22 protein-coding genes are annotated in these 22,668 nt (G+C 38.2%); 12 read left to right on the plus strand and 10 right to left on the minus strand.

Annotation, left to right across the window (positions count from 1 at the left end):
• The first annotated feature begins 58 nt into the window (after window positions 1-58).
• Window positions 59-715: a C40 family peptidase gene (locus AXA65_RS18485; protein WP_063971523.1), complete on the plus strand. Its 657-nt coding sequence runs from the start codon at window positions 59-61 to the stop codon at window positions 713-715.
• A 281-nt stretch (window positions 716-996) separates the two neighbouring features.
• Here AXA65_RS18485 and AXA65_RS18490 read toward each other — a convergent pair whose 3' ends face one another.
• Entirely contained in the window at window positions 997-2,013 is a 1,017-nt protein-coding gene (locus AXA65_RS18490; RefSeq protein ID WP_063971524.1) for an aminoglycoside phosphotransferase family protein, read from the minus strand.
• 57 nt (window positions 2,014-2,070) lie between these two features.
• Here AXA65_RS18490 and xrtF point away from each other — a divergent pair, with 57 nt between their 5' ends.
• The 4 genes from xrtF (at window position 2,071) to AXA65_RS18510 (ending at window position 4,063) form a co-directional block, all read left to right on the plus strand.
• Window positions 2,071-2,601, plus strand: a complete 531-nt coding sequence (xrtF, locus tag AXA65_RS18495) for an exosortase family protein XrtF (protein ID WP_063971525.1) — start codon at window positions 2,071-2,073, stop codon at window positions 2,599-2,601.
• Window positions 2,588-3,025: an exosortase F system-associated membrane protein gene (locus AXA65_RS18500; protein WP_410492752.1), complete on the plus strand. Its 438-nt coding sequence runs from the start codon at window positions 2,588-2,590 to the stop codon at window positions 3,023-3,025. Before xrtF ends, AXA65_RS18500 begins: the two co-directional genes overlap by 14 nt.
• A 70-nt stretch (window positions 3,026-3,095) precedes the next feature.
• Complete coding sequence (locus AXA65_RS18505) at window positions 3,096-3,458, plus strand: hypothetical protein (protein ID WP_063971527.1); 363 nt, start codon at window positions 3,096-3,098, stop codon at window positions 3,456-3,458.
• Window positions 3,455-4,063 carry a hypothetical protein gene (locus tag AXA65_RS18510; RefSeq protein ID WP_131797851.1) on the plus strand — a complete coding sequence of 203 codons (609 nt, stop codon included), beginning with the start codon at window positions 3,455-3,457 and terminating at the stop codon, window positions 4,061-4,063. The genes AXA65_RS18505 and AXA65_RS18510 overlap by 4 nt, the downstream gene beginning before the upstream one ends.
• Here the strand turns inward: AXA65_RS18510 and AXA65_RS18515 are convergent.
• The 9 genes from AXA65_RS18515 to AXA65_RS18555 form a co-directional block, all read right to left on the minus strand.
• Window positions 4,060-5,061, minus strand: coding sequence for a cation diffusion facilitator family transporter (locus AXA65_RS18515; protein WP_063971529.1), 1,002 nt, complete (start codon window positions 5,059-5,061; stop codon window positions 4,060-4,062). The genes AXA65_RS18510 and AXA65_RS18515 overlap by 4 nt on opposite strands.
• A gap of 52 nt (window positions 5,062-5,113) precedes the next feature.
• A complete protein-coding gene (locus AXA65_RS18520; protein WP_034973846.1) occupies window positions 5,114-6,103 on the minus strand; it encodes an aspartate-semialdehyde dehydrogenase in 990 nt (329 codons plus the stop codon).
• A gap of 18 nt (window positions 6,104-6,121) precedes the next feature.
• Window positions 6,122-6,550: a hypothetical protein gene (locus tag AXA65_RS18525; protein WP_063971530.1), complete on the minus strand. Its 429-nt coding sequence runs from the start codon at window positions 6,548-6,550 to the stop codon at window positions 6,122-6,124.
• Window positions 6,551-6,629: 79 nt separating this feature from the next.
• Complete coding sequence (locus tag AXA65_RS18530) at window positions 6,630-9,749, minus strand: TonB-dependent receptor (protein ID WP_063971531.1); 3,120 nt, start codon at window positions 9,747-9,749, stop codon at window positions 6,630-6,632.
• Between the two features lie 60 nt (window positions 9,750-9,809).
• Window positions 9,810-10,673 (minus strand): carboxylating nicotinate-nucleotide diphosphorylase, encoded by an 864-nt coding sequence (gene nadC, locus AXA65_RS18535; protein ID WP_063971532.1) that lies wholly within the window; start codon window positions 10,671-10,673, stop codon window positions 9,810-9,812.
• Window positions 10,670-11,473, minus strand: coding sequence for a PDDEXK nuclease domain-containing protein (locus tag AXA65_RS18540; protein ID WP_063971533.1), 804 nt, complete (start codon window positions 11,471-11,473; stop codon window positions 10,670-10,672). The genes nadC and AXA65_RS18540 overlap by 4 nt, the downstream gene beginning before the upstream one ends.
• 39 nt (window positions 11,474-11,512) lie before the next feature.
• A complete protein-coding gene (locus AXA65_RS18545; protein WP_063971534.1) occupies window positions 11,513-12,109 on the minus strand; it encodes a hypothetical protein in 597 nt (198 codons plus the stop codon).
• Window positions 12,109-13,704, minus strand: coding sequence for an L-aspartate oxidase (gene nadB, locus AXA65_RS18550; RefSeq protein WP_063971535.1), 1,596 nt, complete (start codon window positions 13,702-13,704; stop codon window positions 12,109-12,111). Before nadB ends, AXA65_RS18545 begins: the two co-directional genes overlap by 1 nt.
• Before the next feature lie 52 nt (window positions 13,705-13,756).
• Window positions 13,757-14,383 (minus strand): NAD(P)H-dependent oxidoreductase, encoded by a 627-nt coding sequence (locus AXA65_RS18555; protein ID WP_063971536.1) that lies wholly within the window; start codon window positions 14,381-14,383, stop codon window positions 13,757-13,759.
• Between the two features lie 248 nt (window positions 14,384-14,631).
• On the opposite strand from AXA65_RS18555, the gene mraZ reads away from it, so the two are divergent.
• From mraZ to murD, 7 genes are all read left to right on the plus strand, one after another.
• The gene (gene mraZ / locus AXA65_RS18560) at window positions 14,632-15,099 is read left to right on the plus strand and encodes a division/cell wall cluster transcriptional repressor MraZ (protein WP_063971537.1); all 468 of its coding nucleotides are present in this window, start codon (window positions 14,632-14,634) and stop codon (window positions 15,097-15,099) included.
• Between the two features lie 63 nt (window positions 15,100-15,162).
• Window positions 15,163-16,056 carry a 16S rRNA (cytosine(1402)-N(4))-methyltransferase RsmH gene (gene rsmH / locus AXA65_RS18565; RefSeq protein WP_063971538.1) on the plus strand — a complete coding sequence of 298 codons (894 nt, stop codon included), beginning with the start codon at window positions 15,163-15,165 and terminating at the stop codon, window positions 16,054-16,056.
• A gap of 121 nt (window positions 16,057-16,177) precedes the next feature.
• Window positions 16,178-16,501, plus strand: a complete 324-nt coding sequence (locus AXA65_RS18570) for an FtsL-like putative cell division protein (RefSeq protein WP_086048275.1) — start codon at window positions 16,178-16,180, stop codon at window positions 16,499-16,501.
• Complete coding sequence (locus AXA65_RS18575; protein WP_063971540.1) at window positions 16,482-18,479, plus strand: penicillin-binding transpeptidase domain-containing protein; 1,998 nt, start codon at window positions 16,482-16,484, stop codon at window positions 18,477-18,479. The genes AXA65_RS18570 and AXA65_RS18575 overlap by 20 nt, the downstream gene beginning before the upstream one ends.
• Window positions 18,480-18,504: 25 nt before the next feature.
• Window positions 18,505-19,974, plus strand: coding sequence for a UDP-N-acetylmuramoyl-L-alanyl-D-glutamate--2,6-diaminopimelate ligase (locus AXA65_RS18580; protein ID WP_063971541.1), 1,470 nt, complete (start codon window positions 18,505-18,507; stop codon window positions 19,972-19,974).
• 6 nt (window positions 19,975-19,980) lie between these two features.
• Window positions 19,981-21,222 carry a phospho-N-acetylmuramoyl-pentapeptide-transferase gene (gene mraY / locus AXA65_RS18585; RefSeq protein ID WP_063971542.1) on the plus strand — a complete coding sequence of 414 codons (1,242 nt, stop codon included), beginning with the start codon at window positions 19,981-19,983 and terminating at the stop codon, window positions 21,220-21,222.
• Between the two features lie 94 nt (window positions 21,223-21,316).
• On the plus strand, window positions 21,317-22,666 hold the full coding sequence (murD, locus tag AXA65_RS18590; protein ID WP_063971543.1) for a UDP-N-acetylmuramoyl-L-alanine--D-glutamate ligase: 1,350 nt from the start codon (window positions 21,317-21,319) through the stop codon (window positions 22,664-22,666).
• Window positions 22,667-22,668: the final 2 nt, after the last annotated feature.

Genomic DNA, 22,668 nt, shown 5'->3' on the forward strand with positions numbered 1-22,668 from the left:
TAAATTTGCTATGCAATCACAAAAAACCTACTCAAGTTTAACAAATAATTAAGTATATATGAAGAAAAGAGTTCTAGTTTATTTCTTATTTGTAGCCACATTCTTTTCACTGCAATCTTGCGTTTCCAACTATGTGGTTTCTAATACACAAACATACAAAAGCGATGCCAAATTTGCATCCGTGAATGTTAAAGCAGTTACTAATAATTCTAACAACAACAAAGGTCAACAAGTCTTAGCAGCAATCGCTAATACAAATGACGTGATCAAAAGATCGGCCATAGAAAATGCCATCAAACACAGCAACACAATCGATAACATCTTATCCGAAGCTGAAAGTTACCTTGGAACTCCTTACAGATACGGAGGGACTTCCAGAAGCGGAATAGATTGTTCAGCATTCGTGTTGTCCGTATTTGGCGCAGCAGCTGGCATGGATCTTCCGAGAGTTGCAGCACAGCAATCACAAGAAGGGGATTCTGTGGAAAGAAGTGAATTACAAAAAGGAGATTTGGTATTCTTCTCACATGGAAGAAGGATCTCACACGTTGGGATCGTAGAAGAGGTAACAGCAGATGGAGAGATCAAGTTTATCCACGCAGCCACTTCCAAAGGCGTCATGGTTTCATCATTGGATGACAACTATTGGGGACCAAAATTCAGATTCGCAAAACGAATTGTAAGAGAAGACAGATTAAGTGTATTAAATAATTAGAGAGACTGAAAATATTCAGAAAAAACCTCAGAATTCATTTCTGAGGTTTTTTATTTTATTAAAAACGTATTTGTAAAAACCTCTCCGACCCTCGAACTCTCCAACCCTCAAACACTCCAACTCACCCTTAGGAGCTATTTCCCGCTATCCGCTATTACTCCTCGCGCCCTCACTCTTCCCAACCGCTTGCTGTGGGGTAGCCGCTACTATCGGGGCTAAGGATTTCAGTATAGGGTCAAGTTAGCTAAAGACGAAGAAATTTTATACGTCAATCAGATCTTCTAGTCAATGATCAGATCTTCGATCTTAGATCGTACTTCTGGACTTTTCAATCTTAAAATGAGAAAGTATAATTCCGGGAAATTTTGAGAGATCTGATTCCAGGTTTGATTCAGTTCATAAATGTTTTCGATGCCTTGGAAAAGACTCGCCAAAAAGTGTGATTTTCTCTGGATCAAGCCTCGGAATCCATAAGCACCCAAAACCTGCAGAAAACGCATCATCTTCATCCAATTGAATGATTTCTTCAAAGCGTCTCTCTCTGATCCGTTTTCCCAAAAAGATAAATAATAGTCCAGCATCTCTTCCTTGAAATCACTCGGAAAATTGGCCTTCGCTTGATAAAGGAACGAGATCACATCATAACCAGCCGGACCTTCCATCGCGGATTGATAATCGATGAAGAAAATCTCATTCTTCTCATTCACCAAAATATTCCTGGATTGGAAATCCCGGATCATCAAAACCTTCGGCTCCAACTTCTGGATGATCTCAGATATTTTCTTGAATTCCTTTAATAAAGTCGATTTATGATATTCAATTTCCAAGACATCGATCAAGAAATTCTTGAAATAATAAAGATCGTGTGTGATCGGCAGGTCATCATAGCTTTCATATTCGAAACTGTTTCGGAAATCTACTTTGCCCAACGTTTTGGTCTGCAATTCAAAAAGTGCTTTTAAACTTTTCTTCACCAGATCTTTTACACGTTCCGATAAACCTTCTTTCGAAATCACTTCTGATAAGGTCTGATTTCCAAGAAATTCCTGAACGTACAGATCTCTTTCTTCATTGATTATTAAAACATTTGGCGTGTTCAAATTCAAATCATCAAACAAATTTGAAAAGTAGAAAAAAGCTTCGTTCTCAAGATTGTTTTCGTTGTAGGTAACCACATATTTCTTTCCTTCAGAAGAAGCCATATAATTGATCCTCGATGACCCACTTTGCGGAAGTGCGGTAAAAGAATCGGCTTTGTTTCCTAAAAATTTCTCGAAAAATTCCTGATGATGCTGCATAAGACAAAGTTAATTAATAATAGAATTTGAAACCACGAAAAATTGTAATTTTACCTTATGAAAGATTTTCTACCAGTTCTGAAGATTTTATTGAGATTCGTCGTCATCTACATTGTTTTTGTATTGCTGTATCAGTTTTACCTTAACAATTATGAGAATGATGTGGTAGATCCATTCACAAGATGGGTTGCGAAACAGGTTGCTTTCTTGCAAGATCTTTTTGGATTCCCAACAGTTTTGGTCGATAATTTGAAACTTCACAGTGTGCTTTTCCAAACGAGTGGAAAATTCACGACGAGAATGGTGGAAGGTTGCAATGTCATCTCTGTAGCGATACTTTTTGCAGCTTTTATCTTTGCTTTCTACAAAGGAGCAAAAACCTTTCTTTATGTTTTGGCAGGCTTGGTGGTCCTTCATATTTTGAATGTTTTCAGAATTGCGTTGCTGAATATCATTTACCTCAAATATCCGCAGTACGAGAAAGTGGGGCACGATTATCTTTTTCCTGCGATCATCTATGGTGGTGTGATCATTCTTTGGTTGGTTTGGATCCAGTTTTTCGCTTTAAAGAAAATTGAAAATGCTTAGGTGGTTTTTAGTTTTGGTCGGCGTTTTCGGATTGATAGGAATTCGTGGATTGGAGGACAAGATCTTTTACGACCCGTTTTTATCTTATTTCAAGTCAGCTGATCATTCTGCCGTTTTTCCAAAGTTTGAATGGCTCAAATTGATTTCAAGTTATCTCTTTCGTTTCCTATTGAATGCCTTTTTTTCACTTTGGATCATTTATTTTTTATTTCAGAATAAAGAATGGACGAAGCAGGCTTTTATATTGATCACCTTGATCTTTGTGATTGTTTTCCCCATTTATCTTTTTTGTATTAATGACAAATTCGAGTTCGGTTATTTGTTCTCTTTTTATATCAGAAGGTTTGTCATCCAGCCTTTGGCCTTACTGCTGATAATTCCTATTTTTTATTATAGAAAAAGGATGCAAGACAGTGTTTCTTAAGCAGATATTAAATTAATTTGAGATTTGATTTTTTTCAACGATAATTAATTATATTTGAAAAAAACAACCCATGAAGACGAAACAATTTTTCTATTGTCTTAGTTTTTCCTTGTGTCTTGTTAGTTGCTCAGATTATATCGATAATGCGAGGATATACACGGAAGGAAAAATCACTAATCAAAATGGCGAAGGTGTCAGTACGCCTTTACAAATAACAAACAGTTTTTTAGTTTCCGAAGGAATCTCCAAATCTGATGGAAGTTTTGGCTTAGGTGGACCTGCGACTGTAGATAGTGCCAATCTGTACGTTGGTCGAAAAATATTAAGCTTTTCTACAAATGCTACTGGTTGCAGGATCAATTATGACTCGCTTTCCATCAAACTTTCGAGTGGGCAAGGTTATACAAAATTTGATAACATAACTGTAGAATGATGAGAAAATATTTATTATTTCTAATGATTTTGGCAGTCTCGTTTTCCAACGCCCAAGAGAGAGTAAAGCAAAAAGCAAGATTTTCCATAGATTTAAAAGGGAATTTGGGAGTTCCCATCGGTGACAATTTTATGGCAGATGGACTGAAAAGCTTTGGTGGCTATGGTTTAGGTTTTCAGGCTATTTTTATTAAAGATTTTGGATTGGGCGGCGAATTCAACCAGATGTTTTCTAAAGTCAAGGACGTGAGTGTTTTTGGTGCTTTGGAAAATCCAAGGCTAACTGATTTTTCCTTCTATCTGATCTATCTGCATTCTTTTGGAGATAGTGGTTTTGATGTAGAAGCCAAAGCTGGTATTGGATCTTTATTTTTGAGGAGCGAATCCATCGATTGGGGAGACAGATTCAGGCAATACGGAAATCAGTACATCTTGGGCGGAAAAATTCTTTACAGCATTTCCAAAACTAATAATGTTCAGGTCTTCTTTGGGCCAAAAATATATTTTTTTACTTCTGATATCAATTTGGAGAATAAGAAAATAGAAAAATATTATTCTGATGCTACAATTCTGAACCTCAATTTAGGTTTTAGATTTAATTTTTAAAGATTATCCACAGTGTGTTTGTCTGGCTGGGAGATGTTTTCTCCGGTCCATTCTACTTTTTTCAAAAATTCATATTGGCGAACTGGGCAATTCACAACTTGACAGATCGCGCAGGAGATAGGCTTGCAGTCGTCCATATGAAAATTGAATTCAACCGATCGGTCCGTATTTTCCGCAATGAGTTTGATCATCGCCTCCATCTCGTTATGTGCTGTCCTCAACTCGAAATACCAAGGTAAGGTCATGTGCGCATCGATATGAAGTCGGCTTCCGAATTGCTGGATCTTCATATTGTGAACGTCGATCCATTCCGGTTTTCGGTTTTCATTAAGGAAATCAGCAAGTCTTCCTAGCATGGCTGGATCTGCCTCGTCCATGATCCCGCTAAGAGATTGTCTGATAATTTTGTAACCGATCGTAATAATATAAAATCCTAAAGCCAAAGCCACAACAGAATCAATCCAAACCAATTTGGTGAAGTAGACCAAAACCAAACTGACAACCACACCCAATGTTGAAAAAGTGTCTGACTGAAGGTGTTTTCCAGAAGAAATTAGAACAATAGAATTCTCCGCTTTTCCCTTCTGGATAGAAATATATCCTAAAACATAATTGGCAATAGCAGTCGCTGTGATAATCCAAATTCCCCAATCGATCTTATTAAGGACCTTTCCTGTGATTAAACTATTGGAGCCTTCATAGATGATCATCACGCCGGCGATGCTGATGAGTGAGCCTTCAATTGCGGACGTCACAAATTCAACTTTTCCATGTCCGTACGGGTGGTTCTCGTCACGAGGTTTGCCACCTAGGTATAAGGCGTAAAGTCCCATGAAAGCACTGATGATATTAACGATGCTTTCCATGGCGTCAGAAAAGACCGAATCCGAATTGGTCAGTTTCCACGCCGTGATCTTACCGATAAAAAGGATGATTCCAACAGCAGCGATCCATTTCTGAAAAGCGATACTGGAATTTTGTTCTTTGCTATTTTCCATTGCTAAAAAAAGAATCTTCGAGATTTTCGAAGATTCTTTGATTTTTGTTAGTTTAAACTAAGTTGTTTGCTACTAAGTATTCTGCGATCTGAACTGCGTTTGTAGCAGCGCCTTTTCGCAGATTGTCTGCCACGATCCAGAGGTTGAGCGTCTTCGGTTGGGAGAGGTCTCGTCTGATCCTTCCTACAAAAACATCGTCTTTCCCTTCGGAGTACAAAGGCATCGGATAATGATTGTTTTTCACATCGTCCTGAAGTGTTACCCCTGGCGTTTCAGAAAGGATCTTTCTTACTTCCTCTAGGTCAAATTCATTTTCGAATTCGATATTAACGCTTTCAGAATGGCCGCCTTGTACAGGAACTCTTACAGCTGTCGCTGTCAAATTGAAAGTATCGTCGCCCATGATCTTCTTAGGCTCTTTCATCAATTTGATCTCTTCTTTGGTGTAATCATCATCTGAGAAAACATCGCAATGTGGCAATGCATTTTTGAAGATCTGATAAGGATATACTTTTTCAGGACTTTCGCCTTTGATCTCAGCATTTAATTGATCTACTGCCGCTTTACCAGTTCCTGTTACGGATTGGTAAGTCGAAACGACCACTCTCTTGATATCATATTTAATATTCAAAGGGTGAAGCACCATTACCAATTGTATCGTAGAACAATTCGGGTTGGCGATGATCTTGTCTTCCTTGGTCAAAACATTTGCGTTGATCTCTGGAACTACCAATTTCTTGGTCGGATCCATTCTCCAAGCTGAAGAATTGTCGATCACGACTGTTCCAACCTCAGCAAACTTAGGAGCAAATTCCAATGAAGTATCACCACCAGCAGAAAAGATGGCGATCTCGGGTTTGACTGCAATAGCGTCGTCCATGCTAACGATAGTGAATTCCTTGTCCTTGAACTTGACCTTGTTGCCAACAGATCTCTCTGATGCTACGGGAATTAATTCGGTGATAGGAAGACCTCTCTCTTCCAAAACTCTCAGCATAACTTGTCCAACCATTCCGGTTGCGCCTACTACAGCTACTTTCATAATTAAATGATTAAAATATTATCCGAAAACTCTTGCCCAAGGGAAAGCGAACACAAAAAGTGCGAGTGCTACCAATCCTAAAGACATAAGTCTTATTGTTAATTTGTCAGCGGTTTTCAATTTTTTGTTGACGACGGTCATTAGCACTGCTGCGATCAACATAGAGAAAGGATGTTCCACATAAGTGAATCTAAGATCAGCATTTTTCATCACTGCGCCCATATCCAAACCTTTTGTAACATTGGTGATCAGCATAATGATCCCGATCAAGAACTGAACGTGAAAGAAGATCATGGTGAACAATGTCACTTTGCGTAAAGCCTTTGAAATGTTGCCGCTGTAACCAAACATTGTTACGAGCAGAAGAATTAAAAATGCAGCGACCAAAGCTAGTTCCAGATAAGCGAAACCTTTGTGTGCGTGCAAAAGAATGTTGTAAACTTCCATATTCAGATTTTTGATTGACAAAGATAAAAAAATCCCGACAGAAAGCCGGGATTTGAAGTATAATTAATATTAATTGAAATTAGAAAATATATCTAACTCCAAACTGTCCTTGCCATCTAGAAGCAAGATCAGAAATATTGAATGCTTGGTTATCCTTAGGAGCTCTGAAAGTATAACCACCACCACCAGAAGTAGTGTAAGTGATCAACTGATAAGCATTGTTGCTCACGAAGTAGCTTTTACCCCAATCTTTGTTAAGAAGATTTCCTACGTTGAAGATATCAAATGTCAATTGGAATCTGTGAACTCTGTCCTTGATCGTAATTCCCAGATCCTGAGTAATTCTCATATCGAATCTGTGTTCCCAAGGTGTTCTAGCTCCGTTTCTTTCTGCATATTGTCCTCTTCTAGTTTTTAGGTAAGGATCTTGCTCGATGAAACTATCCAATGCAGCCCATTGTTGTGCAACTGTAGCAGCGTTAGAACCTGTAAGGGCAACAAGTTTGATCTCACTTGCGTTTCTAGGAACATAAAGTAGGTCATTAGAGAAAGCACCATCACCATTCACATCACCGTTATATAAGTAAGTGAAAGGAGATCCAGATGTTCCAGCGTAGAATAAGCTGAATCCAGTTGAGAACGCTTTGTTTCTTCCGTATTCTATTTTATAACCAGCACTACCAATAGTTCTGTGTCTGATATCGAAGTTAGAATTTGCAAGAGGCGGATTGTTCGGACTAGTTACGATTTGTGTAAACTCCCAGTTAGATAATGCTGTACTGCTGTTACCATCGTTGATTGAAGCAGATTGTCCGTTGGTGTAAGCTGCCATTAGATCCAATCCAAAAGCGAATGATTTTTGCAATTGAGTTGTTAAACTATAAGTGTAACCTCTACTTGAATTACTTAACAAAATAACATTGGTGAAGTCTGTAGCGTTAACTCTTTGTCCAGTATAGTTAGGTCTTGTATCTGCACCACCTGAAAGAGCAGGGTTGATGTTTGCGTTGCTTCCAGAAATATTGATGTCAGAATACACGATGTTATTCATTGTTTTGGAAACCATTCCTTCCAAAGTAGCGTTGATCCCTCCAGGCAATCTGAAATCTCCTGCTAAGTTGAATCTCAAGACTTGAGGAATTTTGAAATCATCGCTGATAAGGTTAACTTCTGCTCTTGTAGATCCAGATCCCATATTTTGTTGATTCTCAATATTTGGGTCGAATCCGTTACCACCGTTTATACCAGTTGTTCTTGCATCAACAGTACCGAACAACATTCCACTGTTTGTATATTGGTTAGATAACCAAACAAATGGTACTCTTCCAGTGAAAACACCCACACCACCACGTAGTACAAGAGATCTGTCACCGTTTACGTTATAGTTGAATCCAGCTCTTGGTGCCCACAATAATTGACCACTTGGCGTATTGTCTGTTCTATATCCAGGGAAAGAAGCTTCGATTTTTGGATTTCTCAAAGGTTTGTCGCCAATTACTGGAACATCTAATCTAATACCATAAGTCAATCTAAAGTTTTTGAAAACCTCAGATTCTCCTTGGGCATAGAAACCTAATTGAGCCGCACTGAATTTAGCTTCTGGTCTAGATTCGCCAGGAATAAGAGAATATGTTGCTCTTACTCTCGCAGGAACATTGTTTAAGTAATCTGCTACACTGTTAAAATCCCATCTACCATTCAAGTTGTTGATGAACAAGTTTCTGAAACTGAAAAATTCATTGTGTGTACCTAAAGTAAATGTGCTTTTTCCAACGTTCCATTTGAAGTTATCAGTTACTTCAAAAATAGTTTGATCTAACTCATTAGCAAATGAACTTCTTTGAGAACCAAATTCTGCAGATGCTCCGGAAACGTTTCCAATATTTAAGATAGTGATCTGTGGAAAAGGACTTCCCGCAGTCTCACGATTGTCTTTAATAGATGAATATCCTAAAATTAAATTATTAGAAAAACTACTGTTGAAGTTACTTCTTAATTCGGCAACTAATCCACTTTGTTTGTTCGTGAATTTGTAAGCATTGTTTCCAAATCTGAAGAAGTTGGCACTTCTTGATAGATTGTCATCAAATGCATCAATAAAGTTATAACGAATAGCTAATTGGTGTTTATCATTGATATTCCAATCGATCTTTCCGAAGATTTTGTTGTTTTGAGTTTGGATGTCTTGAGGACCGTAGCCACCAATATCATATCCGTATTTTGAAAGCGTGTAATCTGCAATTTGCTGAGCGATCTCATTGGTCATAGTCGTACCTGCTTCACCTGCGTTGAAAGCCAAAGGAGAAGTTCTTCTTCCAGATTCTGCATTTAAGAAGAAGAATAATTTATCTTTAATCAATGGACCTCCAACTCTTACACCGTATTGTGTTTCACTGAATTTTGAAGACTTATCACCTGTGATTACACTTTTACCAATCGTATTTTCATTTCTCCCGAAAAAGTAAACAGATCCTTCAAATTTGTTGGTACCAGATCTTGTAACTGCGTTTACACCAGCTCCTGTAAAGTTTCCTTGTGTAACATCGAAAGGAGCCAGAGCTACTTGAATCTCCTGGATAGCATCCAATGAAATCGGTTGTGTACCAGCTTGTCCACCAGGTGTACCAGAACCAGAAAGTCCAAAGACATCATTGTTTACAGCACCATCAATAGTAATGTTATTATATCTATTGTTCGCTCCTCCAAAAGAGTTTCCATTGGCTTGTGGTGTAAGTCTTGTGAAGTCCTGAAGAGATCTGCTTAGAGTAGGCATGCTCTCTATTTGTTTTCTTCCAATAACGGTTGTTGCTCCGTTTTTTCTTGAATTACGTCCCACAGAAACCATTTGTACAGCTTCGATAGATGTTTCTTTCGGTTGTGATAGATTTGCATCTACTGCAAATGGTTCACCTAGCTGCAAATAGACATCGTCATAAATTACAGGCTGTAGATTCCCATAAGTAATCTCTACCAGATAAGGACCTCCAACACGTAGGTTGGACAAGTTAAAATATCCAGAGCTGTTGGAAACTCCAGAATAAACTGTTCCAGAAGGTTGGTGAGTTGCCTTGATGGTTGCACCAGCAGTATTTTTACCAGCAGATTGAGTAACTACTCCGTTGATGCTACTAGTAGTAACCTGTGCGGATGCTGTAAAAAAACCGGCAAGTAAAATTGCAACGATTAAAGTCTTTTTCATTTATTTAAGATTTATGTCGCAAAAGTCTTAAAAAAATCAATAGGTTCTGTTAATAGAGTGTTAATTTTTTAAAGCCTTGAGACTCAGGTCGATATTGCTCGAAGAGTGGGTGATTGCGCCTGCTGAGATAAAATCTACACCAGTTTTCGCCACCGAATTTAACACATCACGTGTGATTCCACCTGATGCTTCGGTCTCAGATTTTCCTTTTACGATTTTTACAGCTTCAGCCATCATTTCGACTGGCATATTGTCAAACATGATCCTGTCAGCGCCAGATTTTACAGCTTCTTTTACTTCCTCAAGGTTTCTGGTTTCGACTTCTATCTTAAGTTTCAGCTTGTTTTTTTTGACATAAGCTTTTGCCATTTTCACAGCGTTGGTGATGCTTCCGTTGTAATCGATATGATTATCCTTCAACATTATCATATCGTACAAGCCATATCTGTGATTCGTTCCGCCACCGATGGCAACAGCCCATTTTTCACAAACCCGGAAATTGGGTGTTGTTTTTCTGGTGTCAAGAAGTTTTGTTTTGGTGCCAATTAATCTGGAATCCCAATCGTGCGTCATCGTTGCAATACCACTCATTCTTTGCATGCAATTGAGAACCAATCTTTCTGTTGATAATATTGACCTTGCTTTTCCAGTAACGATGAAAGCGATATCACCTTTTTTTGCAGATTCTCCATCTTTGATGAAAACCTCAACTTTCAAATTTTTATCAAAATTCTTGAAAATGATTTCCGCCAATTCCACTCCAGCCAGGATGCAATTCTCCTTTACAATAAGTTGCGCTTTTTGCTCCAAGTCTTTCGGAATGGTGGAAAGGGTGGAGTGGTCACCGTTTTGGATGTCCTCTTCCAGAGCAGTTCTGATGAATTCTTTTAAAACTTTATCGCTGGCGTATGCTGGTCTTTTCATTTTGTGTTGATATTTTTATTAAGTTCATTTTCAATTTCCTCGATGCTCGGCAGGGAAGATTTAAAGTTATAGGGTAAAATTTTTCTTAATTCGTAGGAAGAGATTCCCAAAGGTTTGTGCAAATCTGTCAAAGAATATTCTGCAATGATGTCGTCTTTCTTTTTACAAATAATCAGTCCAACCGTTGCATTGTCATTTTCGTCACGCAATTGTTTATCAACAGACGTGACGTAAAAATTGAGTTTCCCTGCGTATTCCGGTTCGAATTCTCCAGATTTTAATTCGATGACAACATATCTTTTATTGATGTAAAATAGAGCTTCTGTCACATTTTTACATTTCGTGAAAATCTCAACGTGATGCCTCCACGCAATTAGAAAAAGTTTCTTAGGGAATTCGTTACCAAGTTGGTAACGATTTTGATTTTCCTTGTTTTTGAATTCTCCACCAACTTGCTGGAAAGTTGAGGTGTCATCACTTTTGAAATCGTTAGCAAGTTGCTGACGATTTGTAATTTCTTGATTATAAAATAAATAGAATCTTTTGAAGAATTTAATATTACTCTCAGAGAAACCTTTGATCTCAGGAAATTCATTTTTCAAATCATTACTCAACTGCTTGAAAAATCCCGAACCATAAGTATTCTCAAAACTCCTTTCAGAAATTTCCTTTCCCAAATCCCAATACATCTCTATCAAAGCAGAATTCACCTGAATGGCCGCTTTGATTTGGCTTTGCTGGATTTTCTGTTTCAAATCTGAAATCCAGCGGAAGTATTGATCATTGTTTTTATAAAGCATTATTTTTTATTCCTTTAAAACTTATCGGATGCTGGTATTCTAATTTTTATCAATGTATTTATTAAAGATCAAAGATAGGATTTCGTAGTCTTTACCTTGTCCAAAAGTTTCAGTATGGGCAGTTGTTCCAATAATCTTATATTTATTACAGTTGACGTCAAGCTTGGCAACGCCGATCACCTTATCGTCTTTTTTGAATACTAATATATTTCTAAATGTTGGAAAACAGTCGAAATTAAGTCTGTCTCGTTCCGACCGTTCAGAAAACAAGCTGGTAAGATTTTGAAAATCAGAAGGGTCGATCTCTGATTTTTTATATCCGACTTTGTCAAGGTTGTTCAGAAAGTGGTCATCACTAATGTTTTCCGAAGTTTCATCAAGAATTAAGTTATATTTGATGCTATCCAATGCGGTCCTTCGAGTATTTAAAAGATTCGAAGCTGTGTGTTCGTCAATTTTAAGTTTGTAATAATCGATGGCGTCAAACTCGAAAAAAGGTTTCCCGGGATCTGGGTCAAGATTTTTGTTGATGAAGTTTTCTACTTCTTCCGAATTTGCTTTGGTTTCTTTCTTCGAAAAGTTGCAGGAAAACAGGCAAAAGATTACAATCAGAAAAATGCAATTGATGACTTTCATTACTCATTGATCAAAAGCGGTTTCGTAGCCAAATCCTTATTGTAAAAAGCACCTTTATTCTCTTTCATTTCCAAAGATTGCTTGATGATCAAATAAGAAACATTCACAAGATTCCTTAATTCCGAAAGTTGAGGTGAAAGGATGGAATAATTATAAAGCTCTGTCACAGCTTCATAGATTTCGCGCTGTTTTTTCTTGGCTAATTCCAATCTTGTATTGCTTCTAACAATCGCAACCAAATCGCTCATCATTTCCTGAAGTTGCTTTCTGAGGTAAGTCACGAGAACCATTTCGTCCATCATTTTCATTCCCTCTTCATTCCATTCCGGAACGGCTTTCAAGTCATCGAAGTTGAAATCATTTTCTTTCAACAATTCAACCGTTTTCATCGCCGCGTTGTGACCAAAAACCAAACCTTCTAATAAGGAATTCGAAGCTAAACGGTTCGCGCCATGAAGTCCGGAATTGGTACATTCTCCAACTGCAAAAAGATTTTTGATGGATGATTGTCCATTTTTATCTGTATCAATTCCGCCCATCAAATAATGGCAAGCCGGTACCACGGGAATCAATTCCTTCATCGGGTCGATGCCTTCATCCAAACATTTTTTGTAGATATTCGGAAAATGATGGATGAATTTTTCCTTGTCCATACCTCTGCAATCCAAACCAACGTAATCATCGCCAGAAATTTTCAGTTCATTATCAATTCCTCTTGCAACGATGTCGCGGGAAGCCAATTCCTCGCGCTCATCATATTTCTGCATAAAAGGTTTGCCGGATTTCGTTCTCAGTTTTGCACCATCGCCACGAACAGCTTCGGAAATCAAAAACAACATTCCATCACGTTTGGAATACATCGCCGTCGGATGAAACTGATAATATTGCATATTCGAAACTTTTCCCTGAGCTCTGTGAACAAAGGCAATTCCGTCTCCTGTTGCTATGATTGGGTTGGTCGTGTTTTTATAAACGTGACCCGCACCGCCAGTTGCTACCAAAGTGATCTTCGAAGTGATCTTTTTGATTTTCTTATTTTTCTCATCCAGAATATAAGCACCGTAACCGTGGATGTTTCCCTTGTCCAATTCTTTACCTGGAACATGGTGTTGGGTAATCAGGTCGATGACATAATGATGAGGCAGCATTTCTATATTGGGAGAATTTCTGATTGTCTCCAGAAGCGCTCTTTCAATCTCAAAACCGGTGATGTCTTTATGATGCACGATTCGATTTTCCGTGTGTCCACCTTCTCTTCCGAGTGAATACTGACCTTTTTCCTGGTCAAATTTTGCGCCCCATTCAACAATTTCATTGAATCTGAGTGGTGCTTCTTCCACAACAGTTCTCACGATTTCTGGGTCGTTGATGTAATCGCCGGCCCGCAATGTGTCGTCTATATGTTTCTGAAAATTATCTTTGGAAAAATCTGTTACGACTGCCAATCCGCCTTGTGCATATTTGGTATTGCTCTCGTCCTCGTTGGATTTTGTAACGATGGTTATTTTTGTTTCTGGTAGTTGTTCGGAGATCTTGATGGCGTAAGATAAGCCTGAGATTCCGGAACCAATTACAAGAACGTCTGTTTTTATCATAAATAATAATTACTATCCTCAAATAGATCTGAGGTAATTCAAAAGAATAAAGTTATAAGAATTTGATGAACTTATCCGCAGGTTTTCTCACTTTTTTGAAATTCTGAAAATTATCATCTTCCGCTCTGTAACCTAAAGTCAGAACAACGGTAATTTTTTCGGTGTCCCTATCTATTTTCAAAAGGTCTTCCAAAATGTCAGATTTGAAGCCTTCCATTGGGCAACTGTCGATATTCTCCTGTGCAGAGGCCATTATCAAAGAGCCAAGAACGATATAACTTTGTTTTTCGGACCAACTTTCCATTTCTTGAGAAGTTTGATTTTCTAATTGAGAATTGATATTATTCCTAAAAGCAACCAACTGTTCCAGCGTCACGCCTCGTTCATTGATAATATGGTTAAAATAATTATCAACGTATTCCTTATTAATATTGGTCTTCGAAACCAAGGCGATCAAATGGGAACAAGTGGAAATCTGAGACGGATTGTAAAAAGCAGGGATCAGTTTCTGAATCGTTTCATCATTCTCCACCACCAAAAGATGATACGGTTGCAATCCTTGTGAACTTACAGAAAGTCGACCAGCTTCCAAGATATTGTTCAGTTTTTCCGAGGAAATTTTTTGTCCGTTAAATCTTTTTACAGAATATCGCCAGTTAAGTGCTTCTAAATAATTCATATAACAAATATAAGGAATTTGATATTTTGGTTAGAATCATTTTAAATAATGAATCATTCCTAACCGGATTTTTTAAATCATTCATTGCAAAGGCTTTATGACAAAGGTTTTCGCAATATTTCATTTTAATCGATTTTAAATCAAATCATTAGCCAAGACCGCGCCGAAACCAAAAAGTTATAAACATTAAGTATAAAAGTGGGCGAAAGTGGTAAAATGTGGTAGAAATTTATATAAATTTGCTCCAAATGAAAAACTTCATTGGAACATACGAGTGCAAAATAGATGACAAAGGGCGCATCAAACTGCCTGCTTCGCTTACGAAGCAGATGGAACATTTTGCAGATGAGCCATTTGTGATAAAGCGGTCGGTGTTTCAGAAGTGTTTGGAGGTGTATCCGATGCAGCCTTGGGAAAAACTGATGGGAAAAATAAACGGTCTGAACCGATTTATCAAAAAAAATGCTGATTTCATCAGGATGTTTACCGCTGGTGTGAAAACCGTGGAGATGGATAATGTTGGTCGTCTGCAAATCAGCAAAGATCTGACGCAGTATGCCGGTCTTGCTAAAGAGATCGTCATCACAAGTGCCGGCGAACTCTTCGAGATCTGGGACAAAGATTCTTACGAGCAAGTGATTGCGGTCAGTGAAATTGATTTTGCGAATCTTGCCGAAGACGTAATGGGAAATCTCGATTCGGAAGAGTCGAATTAATAATTAAGAGGGGATAAATTCAAGATCTATCAACTCTGAACTAACAACTATCAACTAAACAAAATGTATCATAATCCAGTCTTATTAAAACAAAGCGTAGATGCTCTGGTAACCAATCCGGACGGTGTTTACGTGGATTGTACTTTTGGTGGTGGAGGTCACTCGAGAGAGATTTTGAGTCGGCTTTCTGACAAAGGAAAGCTGTTTTCTTTTGACCAGGATTTGGATGCTTTGAAGAATACAATTGACGATCCGAGATTCACTTTGGTCAATCAGAATTTTCGGTTTTTGGAAAATTCGATGTTGGCTTATGGGATTTCTCAGGTGGATGGGATTCTGGCGGATTTGGGCGTTTCTTCTCATCAGTTTGATGAAGCGGAACGTGGTTTTTCTATCAGAAGCAACGCGCCGCTTGATATGAGAATGAACGTCATGCAAGGTCTTGATGCCAAAAAAATCATCAATGAGTATGAAGAGGAAGACCTAGCAAATATTCTTTATCAATACGGGGAATTGAGAGAATCTCGAAAATTGGCAAGAGAAATCGTTCATCACAGGAAAACTAAAAAAATCAACACGACAGAAGAATTGAAAGGTCTGTTCAGTTATATCCCGGCTTTTAAGCAGAACAAATTTTTTGCTCAGATTTTTCAGGCCATCAGAATCGAGGTGAATCAAGAACTGGAGGTTTTGAAAGAAATGCTGGTTCAGTCTTACAAGATTTTGAAAACCGACGGACGATTGGTCGTGATTTCTTACCACTCATTAGAAGACAGATTGGTAAAACGTTTCCTGAAAAATGGAATGTTCGAAGGTGAACCGCCGCGTGATATCTACGGGAATTACAAAAAGACTTTTGAATTATTAAAGACAAAAGCAATCATCCCGGACGACGAAGAAATAGAAGAAAACTCACGCGCCAGAAGCGCAAAAATGAGAATAGGAACAAAATTATAGTTGATGATTGATAGATGATGAATGATTTAATTCGTCGCTTTATCAATTATCATTAATCAATTATCATTTATAAAATCAGTTGGCAAAATTAACTCAAAACAAACAGAAGAGACTCACTTTTATGGATATCATAAAAGGGAATTTCCTTAATCGTGATGAGGTAAAAGCGCATTACAAATATTTCCTGTTCATTTTCGGACTTTTGATGGTGATGATTTACAGCAACCATTTGGTCAACACAAAAATTGAACACGTCAACAAGCTGAAAGAAGAAACAGAAGAGTACAAGTCGCGAAATGCGTACGCACAAAGCAGACTGATAAAAATTAGAATGGAATCCGAACTGGGAAAAGAAATGGTTCAGGATTCTTTGGTGAGTTTGGAAAGCCACCCGATGAAATTATTGATAAAAGCGGATAGCACAGATGATAAAGCAACCAGATAACAATTACGAAAAAAAACGTTCCAATGCGCTGAAGTGGGGCTACCTTTTTGTTTTGGGAGCTTTCATTCTGTTTGTCATTTTTTTAGGGAGAATTTTAGTTCTTCAGAATACCAATGTTCAGGAGTTTGAGGATAATTATATCAGCAAAAATTACCGAGAAGCAACCTTGAAAGCTGCTCGTGGAAACCTTTTCGCTTCCAACGGTTCCATTTTGGCGACAACGGTGATGCGTTATGATGTCTATCTGGATTTCAAATCGATGAGAGATACGATCTATTCCAATAATATCACGGCTTTGACGGATTCTCTCAGCAAGATGTTCGACAAACCGAGAAGTTATTTCCGCGCAAGATTGGACGCTCAGAACAAAAAGAATAACCAATATTATCTTCTGGCCAAAGGACTTGACTTCGATGAATATGATAGAATCCGAGAATTCCCAATCTTCAAAAAAGGGAAAAATAAAGGTGGTTTCATCGTGGAAAGAAATTTCCGAAGAGAACTGGCGACCACTCAGATCGGAGCCGGAACAATAGGAGCTGACAATGGAGAATCGAAATCGGGACTGGAAGGCGCTTTCAGCAAATTCTTAACTGGGATTGATGGGAAAAGATTAGAGCAGAGGATCAACTCGTCTCAATGGAAACCAATTGATTACTGGAAAGTTCAGGAGCCGATTGACGGTCAGGATGTGTACACGACTTTGGATTTGAGGATTCAGGATATTGCGCATACAGCTTTGGAAAACCAATTGATAAAATTTGATGCAGACCACGGAAGTGTGGTGGTGATGGAAGTTGCAACAGGAAAGGTAAAGGCAATGGTCAACCTGAGAAGAACTGAGCCGGGAATCTATGTTGATGCTTACAATTATACCGTAAAGGACGCTCAGGAACCAGGTTCCACTTTCAAAACGGTTTCACTTTTAGCAGCGATGGATGATGGTTTCATTGATGAAAATACCAAGGTCAACATCGGAAACGGAATCTGGAATTATGCAGGTCAAAGAATTACAGATGGTCACGGAGGAGGAACTTACGATGTGAGCGATGTTTTGGCAAAATCCAGCAACGTTGGTGCTGCTAAAATTATTACACAACACTATGCCGATAAGCCACAGGTTTTCATAGATCATTTGAAACGTTGGAAGATGTTCGATAAAATGCAAATCGAATTACCGGGAATTGCAAAACCATCGATCCAGACGCCACAAAGTAAACGTTGGAACAAAGCGACTTTGGCTTCTTTGGGTTATGGCTATTCATCAAGCTTTCCATTGTTGCAAATGGTGACTTTCTATAACGGAATTGCCAACAAAGGCAAAATGGTAAAGCCGCTTTTCATTGATAAAATAATGAAGGATGGAAACATTTTGTACAGTGCAAAACCAGAAGTAATGGTTAAGAAAATGGCATCTGACAAAGCAATTACAATGATGACCAGCGCGCTCACAAAAGCCGTTGAAAAAGGAACAGCAAAAAGTATCTATACGCCAAATCTGAAAATTGCCGGCAAAACGGGAACTGCACGGATTTTATATTGGTTACCTGGACCAATGAGATATCAGGCTTCTTTTGCAGGTTTTTATCCGTCCGATAATCCTAAATATACGTGTATTGTGGTAGTAAATCAGCCGGACAAATCGAAAGGTTATGCGGGAGGAACTGTTTCAGCACCAGTTTTCAAAGAGATTGCAGGAAAGACTTTTTTGAAAACGCCTTTGAATGTTGAGAAAGAATTGTTGGTGGAGCATAAAGTTGACTTGAGTAAAATGATCGAGCCTAATGTAAAGGTCAGTATCAAAAAGGATTCAATGCCAAAATTGGTTGGAATGATTGGGAAAAATGTGATTCCACAACTTGAAAATTTAGGCTACAGAGTGGATTACAAAGGTGTTGGTAAAATAACAGGACAGTTTCCGGCGGAAGGCGCAACAATCGGGAAAAACCAAAAGATTTATTTGAATCTTCAAAACTAAAAATTAAAGCGAAAGCTTATTATATATGACTTTAAAAGACTTATTACAAAGAATCCAGGTTTTGGAAACAATCGGAACACTTGCACTGAGCGAAGTCGAAGTGTCGGAATTGGTTTTCGACAGCAGAAAAGTTGTTGAAGATTCTTTGTATGTGGCATTGAAAGGAACCGTTTCCGACGGACATGCTTACATCAATTCTTCCATCGAAAAAGGTGCGAAAGTAATTGTTTGTGAAGAATTGCCTTCAGAAATTAATGATGAGGTGACTTACATTAAAGTTGAGGATTCTTCAAAAGCATTAGGGCATTTGGCCTCTAACTTTTACGGAAATCCTTCTCAGAAATTAAAATTAATCGGCGTCACCGGAACCAACGGAAAAACGACGGTAACGACTTTGTTGTTTGATATTTTCAAAACGTTGGGATATCAATCCGCTTTGATTTCGACTGTTGAATATAGAATCGGAGACGAAATTATCCCTTCAACTCACACAACTCCGGATGTTATTCGTCTTAATCAAATGCTAGCAAAAGCGGTTGAAATCGGTTGTGAATATGCTTTTATGGAAGTCAGTTCTCACGGGATTTCTCAAAACAGAACCGAAGGATTGCATTTCAAAGTGGCTGGTTTTACGAATATCACGCACGACCATTTGGATTATCATAAAACGTTTCAGAACTACATCTACGCGAAGAAGAGATTCTTTGACGAGTTGGAAGATTCTGCAATTGCTATCACAAATGCTGATGATAAGAACGGTTTGGTAATGCTTCAAAATACAAAAGCAAAAAAGAAAACTTTCGCTTTGAAAACAATGGCAGATTTCCACGGAAAAGTGCTGGAAGTGGACTTCAATGGAATGTTGCTGAATTTCAATAACAAAGAATTTTGGACAACATTGACGGGGAAATTCAATGCTTCGAATTTACTTTTAGCTTACGGAATTGCCTTGGAATTAGGAATGAATGAAGATGAGGTTTTGCAGGCGATTTCTGTTCTTCAACGCGTGAATGGCCGTTTCGAAACGATAAAATCCAACGGCGGAATTTTCTTCGTAGTTGACTATTCTCACACGCCGGATGCGTTGGAAAATGTGTTGGACAGCATCAACGAAATCAGAACGAAAAACGAACGATTGATTTGTGTTTTCGGTTGTGGAGGCGACAGAGACAAAACCAAACGTCCAGAAATGGGAGATATTGCGACCAAGAAATCAACGTTGGCAATCATCACTTCGGACAATCCAAGAACGGAGGACCCAGCGCAAATCATTAAAGAAATTGAAGCCGGAATTCAGCCTCAGAATTTCAGCAAATACACTTCGATTCCAGATAGAAGAGAAGCGATAAAAATGGCCATCAAATTTGCTGAACCAAAGGATATCGTCGTAGTTGCAGGAAAAGGCCACGAAACGTATCAGGAAATCAATGGCGTGAAACATCATTTTGATGACAAAGAGACGATTAGAGAACTATTACAATTAATGGGAAAATAAGAAAATATGCTGTATTATCTCTACGAATATTTAACCGCTCACGGATTCCACGTTCCGGGAATGAACTTGTTCAAATACATTTCGTTCCGCGCGGCGATGGCAGTTTTGTTTTCGCTGATCATTGCGATGGCTTACGGGAAAAAGATTATCAATTACCTCAGAAAAAAACAAATGGGAGAATTGGTAAGAGACCTTGGTCTGGAAGGGCAAAAGCAGAAAGAAGGAACGCCAACAATGGGTGGTTTGATTATCATTTTGGCGACTATCATTCCGGTTTTGTTGTTTACCAGAATCACCAATGTTTACATCGTTCTTTTGATTATTTCGGTTTTGTGGATGGGCGCGATTGGTTTTCTTGATGATTATCTTAAGAAAGTTAAAAAAAATAAAGACGGATTAAGTGGAAAATTCAAAGTAATTGGACAAGTTGGTTTAGGCTTAATTGTCGGAGTTACAATGTATTTCCACCCAGATATTGAGGTTAAGAGAAAGTACGCAGACTCAACTGTTGTGAACAGAAATAATGTAGAACAGAACTTTATGGATGAGGAGAAAATTCCGGTTTCTACAGTGCCTTTCACAAAAAATAACGAGTTTGATTACAGCGGAATTCTGTTTTGGATGGATGATGCAAAAGCACACGAGTGGGCTTGGGTTGTTTTTATTCCGATTGTAATTTTTATTGTAACCGCAGTTTCTAACGGTGCCAATATCGCGGACGGAATTGATGGTTTAGCAGCCGGAACAAGTGTTGTCATTTTGTTGACTTTAGCATTTTTCGCTTATGTCTCAGGAAACATAATCTTCGCTGATTATCTGAATATTATGTTCCTGCCGCATATGGGAGAGACGACCATTTTTGCCCTCGCATTGGTGGGAGCTGTGATTGGATTTTTCTGGTATAATACTTATCCGGCGCAGGTTTTTATGGGCGATACAGGAAGTTTGATGCTTGGAGGTGTGATTGCGGTTTTGGCAATTATTTTAAGAAAGGAATTACTGATTCCAGTTCTATGTGGGGTTTTCCTGATAGAACTTTTATCTGTCATTCTACAGGTTTGGGTCTTCAAATACAGAAAGAAAAAGTATGGGTTGGAATATGCCCAGAACAATAGATTATTCAAAATGTCACCGCTGCACCACCATTATCAGAAGGAGGGTTTCCACGAAAGCAAAATCGTAAACCGAATGATAATTCTGGGTGTAATGTTGGCGATTATTTGCTTAATCACTTTAAAAACGAGATAGAAGAATTGTAAAATGTAAAAAGTATTGACGTATTAACGATTCGAACGTTGAAATCATTAATACATTTTACATTAATACAACAATACAGAATAATATGAGAGTAGTAATACTTGGTGGCGGAGAAAGTGGTGTTGGCGCAGCATATTTGGCGAAGGCTAAAGGCTTTGACGTGTTCCTTTCGGATATGGGAACGATTCGTGAGAACTACAAAAAAGAGCTGGACGAACTTGGGGTTGATTATGAGGACGGAAAACATTCGGAAGAAAAAATCCTGAATGCCGACTGGATCATCAAAAGCCCTGGAATTCCGAAAAAAGCAGAAATGATTTTGAAGATCCAGGAAAAAGGAATCAGATTATCTTCTGAGATTGAATTTGCCTCTGAGTTTACAGATGCGAAAATCATCGCCATCACAGGAAGTAACGGGAAAACGACGACTACTTCTTTGATTTATTACATATTGAAGGAAGACGGTTTCAATGTTGGTTTGGGTGGAAACATCGGAAAGAGCTTTGCCAAGCAGGTTGCTGAGGAGAATTTCGATTACTATGTTTTGGAAGTGAGTAGTTTTCAATTGGATGACATTCAAAACTTTAGACCATACATTTCATTGTTGTTGAATTTATCTAAGGACCATCTTGACCAGTACAATTACAATTATGAAGAATATGCTTTGGCTAAATTCAGAATTGCTGAGAATCAGGAAGCTAACAACTTTTTCATCTATAATAAAGATGACGAAATGAGCAAATCAATCCTCGGAAAACTCGATTTGAAAGTGACCAAAGTGCCTTTCTCATTGAACGAAAGATTAGAAAAAGGTGCATTTTCGATTGATGAAAATTTCGTGGTGAATATCAACGAAGGTTTCACAATGAATATCGACGAATTGTCTTTGTTGGGAAAACATAATGTTGCCAACAGCCTAGCAGCAAGTATCGCTGGTAAATTATTGGAAATCAGCAATCAAAGTATTAGAAATTCATTGATGACTTTCCAAGCGGTTGAACACAGATTGGAACCGGTTTCCGAAATCAACGGCGTGAAATTCATCAATGATAGCAAAGCAACCAACGTAAACGCAACGTATTTCGCTTTGGAAAGTATGAAACAACCTGTCGTTTGGATTGTCGGTGGAAAAGACAAAGGAAACGATTATACAGAAATAGAAGATTTAGTTAAAAGAAAAGTAAAGGCAATTGTCTGCCTAGGAATTGATAATCAGAAAATCATTGATTTTTTCAAAGGCAAAAAAACACAGATTTATGACACTTCAAGTATGCAACAAGCTGTTGAAGTTTCTAAATCAATTGCAGAAAAAGGAGACGTCGTTTTGTTGTCGCCTTGTTGCGCAAGTTTTGATTTGTTCAATGGTTACGAAGACCGTGGAAATCAATTCAAAAAAGAAGTATTAAAAAGCGAAAAGCCAATGGCTATCAGCTAATT

The organism is Chryseobacterium sp. FP211-J200 (genome assembly GCF_001643375.1).
Lineage (GTDB): Bacteria > Bacteroidota > Bacteroidia > Flavobacteriales > Weeksellaceae > Epilithonimonas > Epilithonimonas ginsengisoli.

Bases quoted from the DNA above. Each gene is read 5' to 3' on its own strand.
- AXA65_RS18485 (WP_063971523.1), top strand. From the start codon at position 59: ATGAAGAAAAGAGTTCTAGTTTATTTCTTATTTGTAGCCACATTCTTT.
- AXA65_RS18490 (WP_063971524.1), bottom strand. From the start codon at position 2,013: ATGCAGCATCATCAGGAATTTTTCGAGAAATTTTTAGGAAACAAAGCC.
- xrtF (WP_063971525.1), top strand. From the start codon at position 2,071: ATGAAAGATTTTCTACCAGTTCTGAAGATTTTATTGAGATTCGTCGTC.
- AXA65_RS18505 (WP_063971527.1), top strand. From the start codon at position 3,096: ATGAAGACGAAACAATTTTTCTATTGTCTTAGTTTTTCCTTGTGTCTT.
- AXA65_RS18510 (WP_131797851.1), top strand. From the start codon at position 3,455: ATGATGAGAAAATATTTATTATTTCTAATGATTTTGGCAGTCTCGTTT.
- AXA65_RS18515 (WP_063971529.1), bottom strand. From the start codon at position 5,061: ATGGAAAATAGCAAAGAACAAAATTCCAGTATCGCTTTTCAGAAATGG.
- AXA65_RS18520 (WP_034973846.1), bottom strand. From the start codon at position 6,103: ATGAAAGTAGCTGTAGTAGGCGCAACCGGAATGGTTGGACAAGTTATG.
- AXA65_RS18525 (WP_063971530.1), bottom strand. From the start codon at position 6,550: ATGGAAGTTTACAACATTCTTTTGCACGCACACAAAGGTTTCGCTTAT.
- AXA65_RS18530 (WP_063971531.1), bottom strand. From the start codon at position 9,749: ATGAAAAAGACTTTAATCGTTGCAATTTTACTTGCCGGTTTTTTTACA.
- nadC (WP_063971532.1), bottom strand. From the start codon at position 10,673: ATGAAAAGACCAGCATACGCCAGCGATAAAGTTTTAAAAGAATTCATC.
- AXA65_RS18540 (WP_063971533.1), bottom strand. From the start codon at position 11,473: ATGCTTTATAAAAACAATGATCAATACTTCCGCTGGATTTCAGATTTG.
- AXA65_RS18545 (WP_063971534.1), bottom strand. From the start codon at position 12,109: ATGAAAGTCATCAATTGCATTTTTCTGATTGTAATCTTTTGCCTGTTT.
- nadB (WP_063971535.1), bottom strand. From the start codon at position 13,704: ATGATAAAAACAGACGTTCTTGTAATTGGTTCCGGAATCTCAGGCTTA.
- AXA65_RS18555 (WP_063971536.1), bottom strand. From the start codon at position 14,383: ATGAATTATTTAGAAGCACTTAACTGGCGATATTCTGTAAAAAGATTT.
- mraZ (WP_063971537.1), top strand. From the start codon at position 14,632: ATGAAAAACTTCATTGGAACATACGAGTGCAAAATAGATGACAAAGGG.
- rsmH (WP_063971538.1), top strand. From the start codon at position 15,163: ATGTATCATAATCCAGTCTTATTAAAACAAAGCGTAGATGCTCTGGTA.
- AXA65_RS18570 (WP_086048275.1), top strand. From the start codon at position 16,178: ATGGATATCATAAAAGGGAATTTCCTTAATCGTGATGAGGTAAAAGCG.
- AXA65_RS18575 (WP_063971540.1), top strand. From the start codon at position 16,482: ATGATAAAGCAACCAGATAACAATTACGAAAAAAAACGTTCCAATGCG.
- AXA65_RS18580 (WP_063971541.1), top strand. From the start codon at position 18,505: ATGACTTTAAAAGACTTATTACAAAGAATCCAGGTTTTGGAAACAATC.
- mraY (WP_063971542.1), top strand. From the start codon at position 19,981: ATGCTGTATTATCTCTACGAATATTTAACCGCTCACGGATTCCACGTT.
- murD (WP_063971543.1), top strand. From the start codon at position 21,317: ATGAGAGTAGTAATACTTGGTGGCGGAGAAAGTGGTGTTGGCGCAGCA.